The sequence below is a fragment of the Sphingobium yanoikuyae genome (assembly GCF_013001025.1).
Taxonomy (GTDB): Bacteria; Pseudomonadota; Alphaproteobacteria; order Sphingomonadales; family Sphingomonadaceae; genus Sphingobium; species Sphingobium yanoikuyae_A.
Window position 1 is genome coordinate 4050250 of record NZ_CP053021.1, and the last position, 14453, is coordinate 4064702.

Consider the following 14453-nt stretch of genomic DNA (forward strand, 5'->3'; position numbering starts at 1 on the left):
TGACGTCCATTACAGAACGCGTCCGTGCAACCCTATTTCCGCACGTCCTTCGACACGCCGTCGAGCAGGCCGTTGACGAAGCCGGCTTCCCGCTTGTCATAGAAGGCGTGGGCGACGTCGACATATTCGCTGATGACGGTGCCGGTCGCGACGTCCTGACGGGCGAGCAGTTCATAGGTGCCCGCGCGCAGGATCTGGCGCATCGGCTTGTCGAGGCGGTCGAGGGTCCAGCCGCTCGACAGGCGCGCGCTGATCAGCCCGTCAATCTCGGCGCGGCGGCGATCGACGCCCGACACGACATCATCGAAGAAATTCTGTTCGGCCTCGGCATAGGTCACGTCCTCGATCGTCGCGCCCAGGCGATGTTCGTGGAATTCGTGCAGCAGCAGATGGAGCGGCGTGCCCTCCATTTCGAGCTGGTAGAGCGCCTGGACCGCGGCGAGGCGCGCGGCGGAGCGGGATTGGGAGCGGTCGTTCATGCGGCTTTCTAATCCGTGAATATCATGCCTGTCGAGAAGCCCGCATAACCGGTTCTCGACAGGCTCGAACCGAACGGGAAGAAATCAAAGCCGCAGCGCGACCGATGCGGCGTGAGCGGGCAACCCTTCCGCCTCCGCAAGAGCGACGGCCGCGGGGCCGATCGCCTGGATCGCGTCGGGGGTAAGGCCAAGAAAACTGGTGCGCTTCATGAAATCGAGCACCGAAAGGCCCGAGGAAAAGCGCGCCCGGCGACCGGTCGGCAGCACATGGTTGGGACCAGCGACATAATCGCCCACCGCCTCGGGCGTCATACGGCCAAGGAAGACCGAACCGGCATGGCGGACCTGCGCGAAATAGCGGTCGGGATCGTCGACAGCGAGTTCGAGATGCTCGGGCGCGAGTCGATCGACCAGCGGCATCGCCTCATCGAGGTCGCGCACCAGGATGATCGCGCCATTGGCGGCCCAACTGGTGGTGGCGACGGCCTGCGTCGCGAGCAGCGGCAAGCGGCGCATGACGGCCTGTTCGACGGCGTCGGCAAAGGCGGCATCGTCGGTGAACAGGATCGACTGGCTGGTCGGGTCATGTTCCGACTGGCTCAGGAGATCGGCGGCGATCCAGTCGGCGTCGTTCTGGCCATCGGCGACGACGACGATTTCGGACGGGCCGGCAACCATGTCGATGCCGACCACGCCATAAAGCTGGCGCTTGGCTTCGGCGACCCAGGCATTGCCGGGGCCGGTGATGACGTCGACCGGCTTGATCCGTTCGGTGCCATAGGCCAGCGCGGCGACGGCCTGCGCGCCACCGACGCGCCAGATCTCCTCGATCCCCGCAATCCGGGCAGCGGCCAGCACCAGCGGGTTGATCTCGCCTTTCGGCGTCGGTGTCACCATGGCGATGCGCTGCACGCCCGCGACCTTGGCCGGGATGACGTTCATCAGCAGCGAGCTGGGATAGGCGGCGCGGCCACCCGGCACATAGAGGCCGGCAGCATCCACCGCGGTCCAGCGCGCGCCGAGGCGCACACCGGCGGCGTCGATACCGTCGCTGTCCACCGGCCTTTGCTTTTCATGATAGGCGGTGATGCGCGCGGCCGCGAGTTCGAGCGCGTCGCGCAGAGGCGTCGACAGGCCATCGAGCGCGGCGCGGCAATCCGCCGGGTCGACCGCCCACCCGCTGACGTCCAGATCATGATGGTCGAAGCGGCTGGTATAATCGGCGAGCGCGGTGTCGCCATGGGCACGCACAGCCTTCAGGATGGAGCCGACGTCGCGCGACACATCCTCGTCCGCCTCGCGTCGGGCATCGACCAGAGCGGTGAAATCGGCCGCGAAACCGGCGGCCTTGCTGTCGAGCCTAAGCGGCATCGCGCACCTCCACGGCCTTGCGGAACGCCTCCACCAGCGTGGTGAGATCGGCCGAGCGCATCTTGTAGGCGGCGCGATTGACGATCAGCCGCGCTGAGACGGGCATGATGATCGCGGTCTCGGCCAGGCCATTGGCCTTGAGCGTGGCGCCCGAGGACACAAGGTCGACGATGCGACGCGACAGGCCGAGCGAAGGCGCCAGTTCCATCGCGCCATTCAATTTCACGCATTCGGCCTGAAGCCCGCGCGCCTCATAATATTTGCGCGTGAGATGCGGATATTTGGTGGCGACACGGACATGGCTCATCGCCGCCTGATCCTCGTCCCCGGCATCCGCCGGTTCGGCGACCGACAGGCGGCAATGGCCGATATTGAGGTCCACCGGGGCGTAAAGTTCGGAATAATCGAACTCATCGACCACGTCGGAACCGACAATGCCGATCTGGGCTGCGCCATGGGCGACGAAGGTCGCCACGTCGAAGGCGCGCACGCGAATGATCGACACATCGGGCCGGTTGGTGGCGAAGCGCAGCGCCCGGCTCTTCTTGTCATGGAATTCCGCCTCCGGTTCGATACCGGCTTTGGCGAGCAGGGGCAGCGCCTCTTCGAGGATGCGGCCCTTGGGGATGGCGAAGGTGATCGGGCGAGTCATGACCGGCGGGCCTTAGCCATCGACGCGCCAAAGCACAAGATTTTCGGGGCAGGAAGGACGGAAGCTCAGCCCCAGAAGCGCCTGGTGTCGAGCAGAGCGGCATAGGCCTTTTCGGCGCGGCGCAGCAGGCGGCGCTGCGCCTTGTCATCCGGCGCGGGCAAATCGAAGCCGATACCGGCCGCCGCGAGGGTGGCGGGCGCAGTCGCCAGATCGTTGAGCGCGCCCAGATCATCCTGCAGCTTTTCCAGCATGGCGGAGAAGGCAGCATGGCGCCGCTGCTGCTTGTTCTTCGAGAAAAGCGGCGCGAAAAATTCGCTGGCGTAGCGGAGTTTCTTGGCGGCGATGCGAGCCTGGTGGCGCCGCTCGTCGCTGCGCCTGGCAAGATTCTTCCCCTTGCGCTTCAGCCGCTTGCGTCGATCCGACAGGATTTCGGCAGCAAACGACGTGACAGGCGCATGCAGCAACACGGCATCGGCCGGTCGGCTACACCAGTCGCCCAGCGCCAGCCATTCGGCGAGATCCAGCATCAGGATGCGGGTCTCGCGCGCCTGCAGGCGAAGCTCGGCGCCGGCCAGCGCTTCCGCCCGGACAAGCGCAAGGCGCGCGGCGGCATCGTCAGGCAGGCTGGGTAGCAGCACGTCGATATTGCGGACCCGGCCAAGCGTGGCAGCGAGTGCGCGCAGACCATCCTTGAGCGGCGCGAGCGCGGGATCGCCTGCGAGCACCGGCGCAAAGATCGACAGCGCCGAGCGCAGCCGACGCAGCCCTACCCGCGCCTGATGCAGCGCACCCGGCGCACCGGTGGTGAACAGCAGATCCTCATTCAGGCGAAATTGGCGGATGCAGCCCTGGGCGATGGCACGAAAGGCCTGCTCGACGGTCGCTTCGGGTGCGATCGCAATGGGTTCGGCCTTTGCAGGCTTGCGCCGTTCCTTCGCGAGCAGGGCATAGCCGCGATCCGACTTGGAGCGCATGCCCAGACGCAGCGGCACCAGTTCGTTGAGCTGACGGGCCATCGAAAAAAGCAGGGCCGGTTCACCCGACAATAATTCCAGCTCGACCTCTGCCAGCGGAGTGGCACGACGGCCGACCCGAACCCGGCCGATGTCGATCGCGCATTCGACCCCCTGCCCGTCCCGATCGAGCCGATGCACGGTGCGTTCGATATCGGTGACGAAAATCTTGTCGGCGGTCGCGACGGTGGCGGCGCCGACAGCCTGATCGAGCGGACCAGGAATCGAATCGAGCAGCGGGACATTGCCGTCGACCGGCTTTTCCCATTCGGAACGGGCGAACAGGCCAGCCGCCCTGCCGCCATCGGCCTTGATCGTCTGGACATGGGCACGCCCCTTGCGCCGGACGCGCAGGGAAAAGCCGGCACGGTGCAGATCGAGCGCGGGCGTATCGAAATAGGTCGCAACCAGATGGGCCGCCTGCCCCTTCTGCCCTGCGAACAAAGGTGCATCGGCCAGCAGGGCGCGATCGGCCGGGTCAAATTCCAGCTTCAGCTCGACTTCGCGGTTGTCCATCCGTGCGCCCCTTGTTGCGAGCGGTGCCGTCAGGGCGGGGACGCTAGATCGAATCGGGCACGAAAGGAAATATAAATGTCACAATTGGCCGTGCCGCCGGCTCAGGCGGCCTCGGCCAGCGCAGCCTCGGTCGCGGCGATCCAGCCGCCGCCCAGTACCTGATCGCCGGCATAGAGGACTGCGGCCTGCCCTGGTGCGACACCATATTCGGGCGCGTCGAAGATCAGCCGATCGCCTTCGAGGCGCGCCGGAACCGGCTTGGCCATGGAGCGGACCTTGGCGGTCAGCGGCCCGGTAAAATCGCGACCAAGCCAGTTGATGTCGCTGAGGCGCGCGCCCGACACGGCCAGCGCAACCTTTGGCCCGACAATCACCCGCCGTCCTTCGGCATCGAGCCGCACGACATAGAGCGGTTCTGCCTGGCCACCAATTTCCAGCCCCTTGCGCTGGCCGACCGTGTAATGGATCAGCCCCTTGTGCCGGCCCAGCACCCGGCCATCGACATGGACGATGTCGCCGCCCTCGTCCGCATCGGGGCGCAGCTTGCGCACGATCTTGGCATAATCGCCATCGGGCACGAAGCAGATATCCTGGCTGTCCGGCTTCAGTGCCACCGACAGGCCGAGTTCAGCGGCAATTTCGCGCACCTGCGGCTTGGGCAGACCGCCCAGCGGGAAACGCAGATAGTCGAGCTGGGCCTGAGTCGTGGCGAACAGGAAATAGCTCTGGTCGCGGGCCGGATCGGCAGCGCGGTGCAGTTCGGCGCCCTGCGGCCCTTCGACCCGGTGGACATAATGGCCGGTCGCCAGACAGTCGGCACCCAGGTCGCGCGCGATCTGGAACAGGTCGGTGAACTTCACCCCCATATTGCATTTGACGCACGGGATGGGGGTGCGCCCGGCCATATATTCATCGGCAAAGTCGGCGATCACCGAATCGCGAAACTGGCTTTCATAATCAAAGACATAATGCGCAATACCGATGCGATCAGCGACGGCGCGCGCATCGCGGATATCCTGGCCCGCGCAACAGCTGCCCGTACGGCCAACGGCGGCGCCATGATCGTAAAGCTGGAGCGTCACGCCGATCACTTCCGCGCCGGTCTTCGCGGCGAGCGCGGCGACGACGCTGCTGTCCACGCCACCGGACATGGCAACGACAATGCGCCGCTGCGAGAGCGGCTCTGGGAGCTGAAATTCGGGCTGCATGGCCGGTCATATAGTCGCAGGCGGCGCTGCGTTCCAGCATCTTCCCCCACAAGCGTATCGTTTCGATGACGAAAATGTGTCCGGCATTTACCGGACCTTATCGATTAGCCCGGTAGAAGCCTGGTCATGGATCTGAGTTTTCTCCGGACAGGCGGGCTGAAACCCGCCCTGACAAGGCCGACAGGCCGGGCACGCGTCCCGGCCTGGCCTTTCCTGCGGGCGGCTTCGGCTGCGGCGCAGGCGGCCAGTCCCACGGCCTTGGCGGTCGCGGGCGTCCTGCGGGGGCAGGACGGGATGGAGGACTGGATTCAGGAACTGGCCGAGATTTTCGCGCCACGTTCCGACGGCAAGATCGAAGCCGTTCGTCTCGCAGGAAGCTTTAACCCGCTGATCGCGAGCCATTTAGGGGTGGGGCAAGGATGATGAAGCCTGTGTTTACCTTGGGGCTTTAGCCGATCTTCAGGGCTGATGTGACAACGAGGTTTCGCTGCTGAATTCGGCAACGCCAATGCCGCTAATTGAGGGTAAAGATGATAGAGAACCAGAAAATCAGGCCTGCACAGGTCGTAGGACCGCTCGGCGAACCCCTGACGCTGGAAAATCTGCCTCCCGTGAACACCACCCGCTGGGTCGTGCGTCGCAAGGCAGAGGTCGTCGCTGCCGTCAATGGAGGTCTGCTGACCGTGGACGAGGCATGCGCCCGCTACAGCCTGACGCTGGAAGAATTTGCCAGCTGGCAACGGGCGGTGGACCGTTCGGGCATGCATGGCCTGCGCGTGACGCGCATCCAATATTATAAGTCGCTCTACGAGCGGCAGCAGAAATATTGAGAGATCGGGTGCCGCCGACAGGCGCGCGCCGGAGAGGATGATGCAGGGGCCGCCGGACAGACCGTCCGGTGGCCCCTTTCGCATTGCGCCTTGGGGATGGTTTCCAAGGCGGAATCATTTTGTGCGGGAACGCGAAGCCATGTTCCGGGTTGAATAGCCAGCAAACCCGTTGGGGGTGTGGTCAAGGAGAGTAACATGGGCATCATCTTGTGGCTTATCGTCGGCGGCATCATTGGCTGGCTCGCCAGCATGATCATGCGCACGGACGCGCAGCAGGGCATCTTGCTGAACATCGTCGTCGGCATTGTAGGCGCCTTCATCGGCGGCCTGATCTTCAGCGGCGGCTCGATCAACAATGCCGGACTGACGCTCTACAGCTTCCTCGTTTCGCTGCTGGGCGCGGTTATCCTGCTGGCAATCGTCAACCTGGTACGGCGCGGATCGGTCCGCTAACGACCCGGAATTCCATATCAAAGGCCGTGTCCTTCCCAGGAAGGACGCGGCCTTTTTGCGTCAGCGCCGGACGCTGAACCAGCGATAGAGCGCCAGCACCGCGATCGCGCCCAGCACGGCGGCGATGAAACTGGCATGCTGACCCGGTGCATAAAAGCCCATGATCTGGCCGACAAAGGCCGCCAGCAGGGCACCGGCCATGCCCAATAATATCGTGACGACGCAGCCCCCCGGATCGCGGCCCGGCATGACCAGCCGCGCCAATGCTCCAGCGAGCAGGCCCGTCATGATCCATCCCAGCAATTCCATGGCGCGCATCCTTCTTGTACTGTCCAGCCCGCCCCAAGGCGCGGCATAGCGACATAGTCCGACTTCTTTGGCAAGAGACGGACAAGATGCAAGAGCCCGCCAGCCCCTTCGCAAGGGCACAATTGGCTTTGCGAAGGCCCGTCCAAGCGTGATATTGGGGCTTGAGGGCGGTGATATATTCATATAACACAGTTCCGAGTTTGGGCGGAACCCGCCGGAGAGATGGAAACGGCATGAATTACGAAACTACGCTGACGGGCGAATCGTCCGCGATCCTGATCGATGACGAAGACCGGATTCGCCGTCGCCGGCGTCTGCTGATCATCGGTGGCGTTGTTGCCGTTGTGCTGGTGGCGGCGGCTGCCGCGCTGTCGATGCGTGGCAAGGATGCCGCCGCCCCCGACGCTGCACCGCAGGCGCCGGTCGTGACCGTGCTGACCCCCGGCCAGACGATGGTCGCCCGCACCGTGAGCAGCACCGGATCGCTGGCCGCCCGTGTCGACATGCCGGTCGGCGTGGTCGGCGAAGGCGGCATGGTGACGCGCGTGCTGGTGCAGCCGGGCGACTGGGTCCGCGCCGGGCAGGTGCTGGCCACGGTCGAACGATCCGTCCAGAGCGAGCAGGTCAATTCGCTGGCCGCACAGGTCGAGGTGCAGCGTGCCAATGCCAAGCTGGCCCAGGCCCAGCTGGAACGCGCCAAGGCGCTGGTCGGCCGCGGCTTCATCAGCGCCGCCGACATCGACCAGCGCACCGCCACCCGCGATCAGGCCGTCGCCCAGGTCCGTGTGGCCGAAGCGCAACTGGCCGAGCAGCGCGCCCGTACTGGCCGGCTGGACATCCGCGCCCCAGCATCGGGCCTGGTGCTGACCCGCACGGTCGAACCCGGCCAGATCGTCCAGGCCGGCGGCGGCACATTGTTCCGCATGGCCAAGGATGGCGAGATGGAAATGCAGGCACAGGTGGCCGAAGCCGATCTGGCAACGCTGCGCGCCGGCAACAGCGCGACCGTGACCCCGGTCGGCAGCAACCAGCATTTCAGCGGCCGCGTCTGGCAAGTATCGCCGGTCGTCGACCCGCAGACCCGCCAGGGCATCGCCCGCATCGCAGTCGCCTATAATGACGCGATCCGCCCCGGCGGTTTCGCGTCGGCGACGATCACCAGCGGTTCGGGCAATGCCCCGCTGTTGCCGGAATCTGCGGTGCAGAGCGACGCCAAGGGCAGCTATGTCTATATCGTCAACAGCAAGAATCAGGTCGAACGGCGTGACGTGAAGGTGGGCCAGGTGTCCGACACGGGCGTCGCCATCACCAGCGGCATCACCGGCGCCGAGCGCATCGTGACGTCGGCCGGCGCCTTCCTGACCGTCGGGCAGAAGGTGAAGCCGGAAGCGCTCAAGGCGCGCTGACGCAATGGTCCCGGCCGGGTCATCGTGCCCGGACCGGCAGGACTGACAATATTGGAAGCGGGCGCGGTGGCGTCCGGTGAGGGAAGCCCGTCATGAGTTTTCGCAATATCTCCGCATGGGCGATCCGCAATCCGGTGCCGCCGCTGGTCCTGTTCGCCGCGCTGATGCTGGCCGGTGTCGTCAGCTTCCTGCGGATGGACATCAACCAGAATCCCGACATCAGCTTCCCCATGGTTAGTGTCACCGTGTCCCAGCCGGGCGCCGCACCGACCGAACTGGAAACCCAGGTGACCCAGCGGGTCGAGGCGGCCGTGCGCGGTATCAGCGGGGTCGAGGACATCACCTCCTTCGCATCCGAAGGCCAGTCGCTGACCAATGTCCAGTTCAAGATCGGCACGCCGGTCGATCGTGCGGTCAATGACGTCAAGAATGCCGTTGACCAGATTCGCAGCGATTTGCCCGACGGCATCCTGGAACCGCAGGTCCAGCGCATCGACGTGGATGGCGGACCGATCGCCTATTTCAGCGCAGAAGCGACCGACATGACGCTGGAGGAACTGTCCTGGTATGTCGACAATACGGTCGCCAAGCGATTGCTGTCGGTCAGCGGCATGGCGGCGGTGCGGCGCGGTGGCGGCGTCAGCCGCGAAATCCGCGTCATCCTGGATCCTGCCCGCCTACAGGCCTATGGCGTCACCGCCGCGCAGGTGAATGCGCAGTTGAGCCAGGTCAATATCAACGCGGCCGGCGGTCGCACCGAAATTGCCGGTGCCGAACAGTCGATCCGCGTGCTGGGCAATGCGCGCAACGCCCATGACCTGGGCCAGACCCAGATCGCCATTTCCGGCGGTCGCACGGTCAAGCTGGCCGATATTGCCGATGTTCGCGACATGTATGCCGAACAGCGTAGCCTGGCGCTGATGAACGGCCGGCAGGTGACCAGTTTCAGCCTGGAAAAGGCCAAGGGATCGTCCGACGTCACCGTCTATGACGATGCCATGAAGGTGCTGGACAAGCTGAAGAAGGAAAATCCCAAGGTCCAGTTCAAGCAGCTCTATTCAAGCGTCGAATATACACGCGGCCAATATCACAGCGCCATGTCGGCGATGATCGAGGGCGCAGTGCTGGCGGTCGTCATCGTCTTCCTGTTCCTGCGCGACTGGCGCGCGACGATGATCTCTGCCCTCGCCATTCCGCTGTCGGCGATCCCGTCCTTCTGGTTCATGGACATGCTGGGCTTCACGCTGAACGGCATTTCGCTGCTGGCATTGAGCTTGGTGGCGGGCGTGCTGGTCGATGACGCGATCGTGGAGATCGAGAATATCGTGCGCCACATGCGCATGGGCAAATCGGCCTATCAGGCATCGATCGACGCGGCCGACGAAATCGGCCTAGCCGTGCTGGCGACAACCATGGCGATCGTCGCGGTGTTCCTGCCGGTCGCGCTGATGCCGGGTATTTCGGGCCAGTTCTTCATCCAGTTCGGCATGACCGTGGTCGTGTCGGTGCTGATGAGCCTGGCCGTGGCGCGCCTCATCACGCCGATGATCGCAGCCTATTTCCTGAAGGCCCATGGCGAGGCGAGCCATGGCGAAGGCTGGCTGATGGACCGCTATATGGGCGTGCTCCACTGGTCGCTGGACCAGCGCAAGGCAAAGGCGCGGCGCGCGCGCGGCGGGTTCCGCAATCGCTTCGTCGCCTTCTTCGTCGACCATCGCGTGTGGACTCTGGGCATCGGCATGCTCGCCTTCGTGGCGACCCTGTTCGCCTTCGGCACTTTGCCCATGACCTTCCAGCCGACGATCAACACCGATTTCAGCCAGGTGAAGATCGAGACCGTGCCGGGCAGCACGCTGGAGCAGACCACCGCCATCACCCGCAAGGTCGCCGACATGCTGGCCGCCGACACGGATGTGGTCGAGGCCGCCTTCGCCGATATCGAGCCGACCAGCGCCGACATCTTCCTGACGCTCAAGAAGACCCGGCCGATGTCGTCGGTGGATTGGGAACGCAAGATCGCGCCCAAGTTCCAGACGATCGCCGACGCACGGGTCAATTTCCAGTCCCAGTCGGGTGGTGGCTTCGGCCGCGACATCATCATGATGTATGGTTCGGACGATCCGGAGCTGCTGGAAAAGACCGCCAATCAGCTGGTGCATGAAATGGCCGGCATCCGCGAACTGCGCGCGCCGCGCGTGCAGGGCGACATGCAGCGGCCCGAGATCATCATCAAGCCGCGCCTCGACCTGGCCGCCAGCCTGGGCGTGACGACCGCTGCGCTCAGCCAGTCGATCCGCATCGCGACGATCGGCGACATCGACCAGAATGTCGCCAAATTCTCGCTGTCCGATCGCCAGATCCCGATCCGCGTCGCCCTGGCCGAGGATAGCCGCAAGGATATCGCCACGATCGAGAATATGCCGGTGCCGACCGTGTCGGGTGGTTCCGTGCCGCTCAAGGTGGTCGCCGACATCAGCTTTGGCGCCGGACCGACGCAGATTCGCCGCTATAACCAGATCCGCCGCGTCGTCGTCGGCGCGGATCTGGCGCCCGGCATCGTCACCAGCCAGGCCAATCAGAAGATCAACGAACTGCCGACGATGAAGGCCATCAAGGAAGGCCGCATCCAGGGCGTGCAGAAGATCGAGGCAGGCGACAGCAAGTTCCAGGCGGAAATGCTGACCAACTTCGTGATCGCCGTCTTCTCCGGCATCATGCTGGTGCTGGCGGTGCTGGTGCTGCTCTACAAGCGGATCATGCCGCCCTTCGTGAATCTGGGGTCGCTGCTGCTCGCGCCGCTGGGCGGGGCGATCGCGCTGCACATTGCCGGCCAGCCCATGTCGCTGCCGGTGTTCATCGGCCTGCTGATGCTGCTGGGCATCGTCGCCAAGAACTCGATCCTGGTGATCGACTTCGCGCTGGAGGAGATGGAGAAGGGCGTGCCCAAGCAGGAGGCGATTCTCGACGCCGGTCACAAGCGTGCGCAGCCGATCGTGATGACCACGGTCGCCATGGTCGCGGGCATGGTGCCGACCGCCCTTTCGCTGTCGGGTGACGCCGCCTGGCGCGCGCCGATGGGCATCACGGTGATCGGCGGCTTGCTGCTGTCGACGGTGCTGACGCTGGTGATCGTGCCGGCCGTGTTCAGCCTGGCGCTGGGCGTCGAGCAATGGGCCGGGCCGCGGCTGAGCCGCCGCTTCCTGACCCACAAGTCGCATGATGGTCATGCGGGCAGCCATGCCCAGCCGGCGGAATAAAGAATCGGGTTCGCGCGGGCAGCCCCATGGCAAAATATGGAGCTTGCCTGAACGAAACGGGCGCGTAACCGTTTCACCGCCATGAAGCTGCTGCGCATGCCCCGTTCGCCCCTCGACGCTGCCGCCCATCCCGCGCGGCGCATGCGGCTGGTGGCGACGGGGATGTTGCTGGCGATGGCGGCGATCTTCATCGCGGCGCGCGCCACCGTCCATCTCCACCCCGCGATCGGCTTCGTCCAGGCCTTTGCCGAAGCGGCGATGGTCGGCGGCCTGGCCGACTGGTTCGCGGTCACCGCCCTGTTCCGCCATCCGCTCGGCCTGCCGATCCCGCATACGGCGATCATTCCGCGCAACAAGGACCGGATCGGCGACACGCTGGCGATTTTCCTGCGCGACAATTTCCTGACCCCGGCCGTCGTCGCGCGGCGGATGCGCGGCATGGACGTGGCCGGTGCGGCCGGCCGTTTCCTCGCCAGCCCGTCCGCCGGCGACGGCCGACTGCGCATGGGCGCATCCCGGCTGCTGGCCGACATGCTGGAGGCGCTGGACCAGGAACGGTTGGGCGGCATGGTGAAGGGTGCGATCGGCCAGCGGCTGCGCGCGATCAATGTCGGCCCGCTGGTGGGGCAAGCAATTGAGGCGGCGATGCGCGACGGCCGCCATGCGCCGGTGATGGATGGCATCATCCAGTGGGCAGACAGGGCGCTGGAGGCGAATGACCATCTGATCCGCCAGATGGTGCATGAGCGCGCGGGCACGGTGCTGCGCTGGACCGGGCTGGACGAAAATCTGGCCAATGCGATTCTCGGCGGCCTGCGCAAGTTGTTGGCGGACATGGCCGCCGATCCTGGCCACAGCCTGCGCCTCAAGGCCGAGGAAGGCATGGCCAAGCTTGCCTTCGACCTGCAGTTCGACATCGAGATGCAGGCGAAGGCGGCCAAGATCCGCGACGAGATACTCGACAATCCGGCGATGCAGCGCTGGATCGAGGGGATGTGGGAACAGGCCCGCACCGGCCTGCTGCGTGCGGTGCGCGATCCCGGCAAGGCGATGGCCGGGCGACTGGGCGAGGCGCTGCAGCAACTGGGCGGCACCCTGCAGGAGGATGCGCGGCTGAAACTGGTGATCAATCGCTTCGTGCGGCGCGGCGCGGTCGGGGCCACGGCGACCTATGGCGATTCGATCGTCAAGCTGGTGAGCGAGACGGTGCGCGGATGGGATGCCGGCACGGTCACCAGCCGGCTGGAAAATGCGGTCGGCCGCGACCTGCAATATATCCGCATCAACGGCACGCTGGTCGGCGGGCTGGTTGGCCTGGCGATCCACGCGATCGACACATTCTTCTGAGAAATGGTCGGGGCGCATCGGGCCAAAAACGACGCGCCCCGACCGGAACCGGTCGCACAGAGGAGAAGGCCCCCGGTTCCTAGCTGAACATCAGTCTTCGGGACCGCCCTCTCTGCCGGGCGGCGGCGATGGCGGCAGTTCGTCGGCGCTCAACACGCCATCGTCATTGCGGTCGAGATCATGGAACATGGCGAGCGACGGGGCGGAAAATTCGGCGCGGTCGATCACGCCATCCTCATTGCCATCCTCGGGATAGGGCATGGCGCGGCCCGGAGGTGGGGGTGGAGCGGCGTCGCCACGCTGGCCGCCGGGCGGTGGTCCTCCCGGCGGGGGGCCGCCGGCGCCACCGGGGCCGCCACCAGGACCACCACGGCCATGCCGGCGTTCACCCTGCCCTTCCTGGCGCGGGGTGCGCTGATGGCCCAGCATCTGCTGCATGGCTTCGGCCGAGATCGCTCCATCGCCATCTGAATCAATCGCCGAAAAGCGGCGGTCGAGCCAGGCCTGCATCTCGTCCCGCGTGATCCGGCCATCACCGTCGGCATCGGCAGCCCAGGGGCCCTCGGGCCGTGCCCCGCCGTCATGCGGACCTTCCGTCCGCGCGGACAGGTCGGCCGGCTGCTGGGCGAACAGTGGCACCGGCAGCAACAGGGTCGACAATAGCAGCATCGTGGGAAGGCGCATCGGGGTTCCTGGATTTGCGTTGCCGCAGTGTCTCGCATCGCCGCATTGCCCCGATATGTCCCGAAGCAGCGCGAATATTTCAGGCGCACCGCCCCTTTGAAAATTGATGTTGCAACATATCATATTTTGATGTTGTATCATTCCATGGGCGCCAGAGAGCTGGCGCCACGAGAGGAGGGTGCAGTCCATGTATATGACGATGCAACCGACACAGGATGCGACCCGGTCGGGCTATGCCGCGCGGCGCAAATCACCGATCGGGATCGGCGGGGCAATTGCGGTCCATGCCGTGGTGGTCGGCGCCTTCCTGCTGATGCCCAAGGAGGTCATCGACTGGGTCCGCCCGACACCGCCGATTACCGGCTATCCGGTGCCGCTGCCCCCGCCACCCGAACCGGCACCACCGGAACCGACCACCCAGACGGTCCAGACCAACCCGCTGCCGCAAAAGCCGACCACCACCGATCCGATCGTGCCGATGCCCGTTCCGGCCGGCCCGACGATCGAAACCGGCCCATCCTCGCCCTTTGACGGCTCCGGAACCGGGACGGTCATTGATCCCCCCCTGCCCCCGCCACATATTCCGGTGCTTGTCGAAGCCAGCATAGCGCCCAATGCGCTCGGGTCTTTTCAGCCCGATTATCCCGGCGCGATGATCCGCCAGGGGCTGGAAGGCAACGTCACCGTGCGCGTCACCATCAGCCCGGAAGGGCGCGTCAGCGACATCGTCAAGATTTCGGCGACCGACGAGAGCTTCTGGCTCGCCACGCAGAAGCATGCGCTGCGCAAATGGCGCTTCCGCCCGGCGACGCGCGACGGCGTCGCGGTGAGCAGCGTCAAGACGCTGACGGTGCGCTTCACCCTGACCGATCGCTGAGCAGAGGATGGGCGGGCATAGCCCGCCCGTTCCTTCATGAAGGGATGTTCG

At 65.4% G+C, this 14453-nt stretch carries 14 protein-coding genes; 7 read left to right on the forward strand and 7 right to left on the reverse strand.

Annotated elements, in window-relative coordinates; all coding sequences use genetic code 11:
- Positions 1-32: 32 nt before the first annotated feature.
- The 5 genes from nusB to mnmA all read right to left on the reverse strand — a co-directional run bounded on the left by nusB (position 33) and on the right by mnmA (position 5239).
- Positions 33-479, reverse strand: a complete 447-nt coding sequence (gene nusB, locus HH800_RS19540) for a transcription antitermination factor NusB (protein WP_169862027.1) — start codon at positions 477-479, stop codon at positions 33-35.
- Between the two features lie 84 nt (positions 480-563).
- On the reverse strand, positions 564-1850 hold the full coding sequence (gene hisD, locus HH800_RS19545) for a histidinol dehydrogenase (RefSeq protein WP_169862028.1): 1287 nt from the start codon (positions 1848-1850) through the stop codon (positions 564-566).
- The gene (gene hisG / locus HH800_RS19550) at positions 1840-2502 is read right to left on the reverse strand and encodes an ATP phosphoribosyltransferase (RefSeq protein WP_169862029.1); all 663 of its coding nucleotides are present in this window, start codon (positions 2500-2502) and stop codon (positions 1840-1842) included. Before hisG ends, hisD begins: the two co-directional genes overlap by 11 nt.
- A gap of 65 nt (positions 2503-2567) precedes the next feature.
- On the reverse strand, positions 2568-4031 hold the full coding sequence (locus HH800_RS19555; RefSeq protein WP_169862030.1) for a CYTH and CHAD domain-containing protein: 1464 nt from the start codon (positions 4029-4031) through the stop codon (positions 2568-2570).
- Between the two features lie 101 nt (positions 4032-4132).
- Complete coding sequence (gene mnmA, locus HH800_RS19560; RefSeq protein ID WP_169862031.1) at positions 4133-5239, reverse strand: tRNA 2-thiouridine(34) synthase MnmA; 1107 nt, start codon at positions 5237-5239, stop codon at positions 4133-4135.
- Positions 5240-5533: 294 nt separating this feature from the next.
- On the opposite strand from mnmA, the gene HH800_RS29390 reads away from it, so the two are divergent.
- The 3 genes from HH800_RS29390 (at position 5534) to HH800_RS19575 (ending at position 6522) form a co-directional block, all read left to right on the forward strand.
- Entirely contained in the window at positions 5534-5662 is a 129-nt protein-coding gene (locus tag HH800_RS29390; RefSeq protein WP_268801522.1) for a hypothetical protein, read from the forward strand.
- A gap of 107 nt (positions 5663-5769) precedes the next feature.
- Complete coding sequence (locus HH800_RS19570) at positions 5770-6069, forward strand: DUF1153 domain-containing protein (protein ID WP_004208844.1); 300 nt, start codon at positions 5770-5772, stop codon at positions 6067-6069.
- A 195-nt stretch (positions 6070-6264) separates the two neighbouring features.
- Positions 6265-6522, forward strand: coding sequence for a GlsB/YeaQ/YmgE family stress response membrane protein (locus HH800_RS19575; RefSeq protein WP_004208845.1), 258 nt, complete (start codon positions 6265-6267; stop codon positions 6520-6522).
- A gap of 60 nt (positions 6523-6582) precedes the next feature.
- Here HH800_RS19575 and HH800_RS19580 read toward each other — a convergent pair whose 3' ends face one another.
- Positions 6583-6831: a GlsB/YeaQ/YmgE family stress response membrane protein gene (locus HH800_RS19580; RefSeq protein WP_097385754.1), complete on the reverse strand. Its 249-nt coding sequence runs from the start codon at positions 6829-6831 to the stop codon at positions 6583-6585.
- Positions 6832-7064: 233 nt separating this feature from the next.
- Here HH800_RS19580 and HH800_RS19585 point away from each other — a divergent pair, with 233 nt between their 5' ends.
- The 3 genes from HH800_RS19585 (at position 7065) to HH800_RS19595 (ending at position 12841) form a co-directional block, all read left to right on the forward strand.
- Positions 7065-8237, forward strand: coding sequence for an efflux RND transporter periplasmic adaptor subunit (locus HH800_RS19585; RefSeq protein ID WP_169862032.1), 1173 nt, complete (start codon positions 7065-7067; stop codon positions 8235-8237).
- A 92-nt stretch (positions 8238-8329) separates the two neighbouring features.
- Positions 8330-11494, forward strand: coding sequence for an efflux RND transporter permease subunit (locus HH800_RS19590; protein ID WP_169862033.1), 3165 nt, complete (start codon positions 8330-8332; stop codon positions 11492-11494).
- 81 nt (positions 11495-11575) lie between these two features.
- Positions 11576-12841 carry a DUF445 domain-containing protein gene (locus HH800_RS19595; RefSeq protein ID WP_169862034.1) on the forward strand — a complete coding sequence of 422 codons (1266 nt, stop codon included), beginning with the start codon at positions 11576-11578 and terminating at the stop codon, positions 12839-12841.
- A gap of 90 nt (positions 12842-12931) precedes the next feature.
- Here the strand turns inward: HH800_RS19595 and HH800_RS19600 are convergent, their stop codons facing one another.
- Positions 12932-13525 carry a hypothetical protein gene (locus HH800_RS19600; protein WP_169862035.1) on the reverse strand — a complete coding sequence of 198 codons (594 nt, stop codon included), beginning with the start codon at positions 13523-13525 and terminating at the stop codon, positions 12932-12934.
- Between the two features lie 187 nt (positions 13526-13712).
- Between HH800_RS19600 and HH800_RS19605 the strand changes: the two genes are divergently transcribed.
- Positions 13713-14402 carry an energy transducer TonB gene (locus tag HH800_RS19605; protein WP_169862036.1) on the forward strand — a complete coding sequence of 230 codons (690 nt, stop codon included), beginning with the start codon at positions 13713-13715 and terminating at the stop codon, positions 14400-14402.
- The last annotated feature ends 51 nt before the right edge of the window (positions 14403-14453 follow it).

Coding starts and splice junctions, on each gene's coding strand:
- HH800_RS19600 (WP_169862035.1), bottom strand. CDS start 13,525: ATGCGCCTTCCCACGATGCTGCTATTGTCGACCCTGTTGCTGCCGGTG.
- HH800_RS19570 (WP_004208844.1), top strand. CDS start 5,770: ATGATAGAGAACCAGAAAATCAGGCCTGCACAGGTCGTAGGACCGCTC.
- HH800_RS19605 (WP_169862036.1), top strand. CDS start 13,713: ATGTATATGACGATGCAACCGACACAGGATGCGACCCGGTCGGGCTAT.
- HH800_RS19590 (WP_169862033.1), top strand. CDS start 8,330: ATGAGTTTTCGCAATATCTCCGCATGGGCGATCCGCAATCCGGTGCCG.
- HH800_RS29390 (WP_268801522.1), top strand. CDS start 5,534: ATGGAGGACTGGATTCAGGAACTGGCCGAGATTTTCGCGCCACGTTCC.
- HH800_RS19555 (WP_169862030.1), bottom strand. CDS start 4,031: ATGGACAACCGCGAAGTCGAGCTGAAGCTGGAATTTGACCCGGCCGAT.
- hisD (WP_169862028.1), bottom strand. CDS start 1,850: ATGCCGCTTAGGCTCGACAGCAAGGCCGCCGGTTTCGCGGCCGATTTC.
- nusB (WP_169862027.1), bottom strand. CDS start 479: ATGAACGACCGCTCCCAATCCCGCTCCGCCGCGCGCCTCGCCGCGGTC.
- HH800_RS19575 (WP_004208845.1), top strand. CDS start 6,265: ATGGGCATCATCTTGTGGCTTATCGTCGGCGGCATCATTGGCTGGCTC.
- hisG (WP_169862029.1), bottom strand. CDS start 2,502: ATGACTCGCCCGATCACCTTCGCCATCCCCAAGGGCCGCATCCTCGAA.
- HH800_RS19595 (WP_169862034.1), top strand. CDS start 11,576: ATGAAGCTGCTGCGCATGCCCCGTTCGCCCCTCGACGCTGCCGCCCAT.
- mnmA (WP_169862031.1), bottom strand. CDS start 5,239: ATGCAGCCCGAATTTCAGCTCCCAGAGCCGCTCTCGCAGCGGCGCATT.
- HH800_RS19585 (WP_169862032.1), top strand. CDS start 7,065: ATGAATTACGAAACTACGCTGACGGGCGAATCGTCCGCGATCCTGATC.
- HH800_RS19580 (WP_097385754.1), bottom strand. CDS start 6,831: ATGGAATTGCTGGGATGGATCATGACGGGCCTGCTCGCTGGAGCATTG.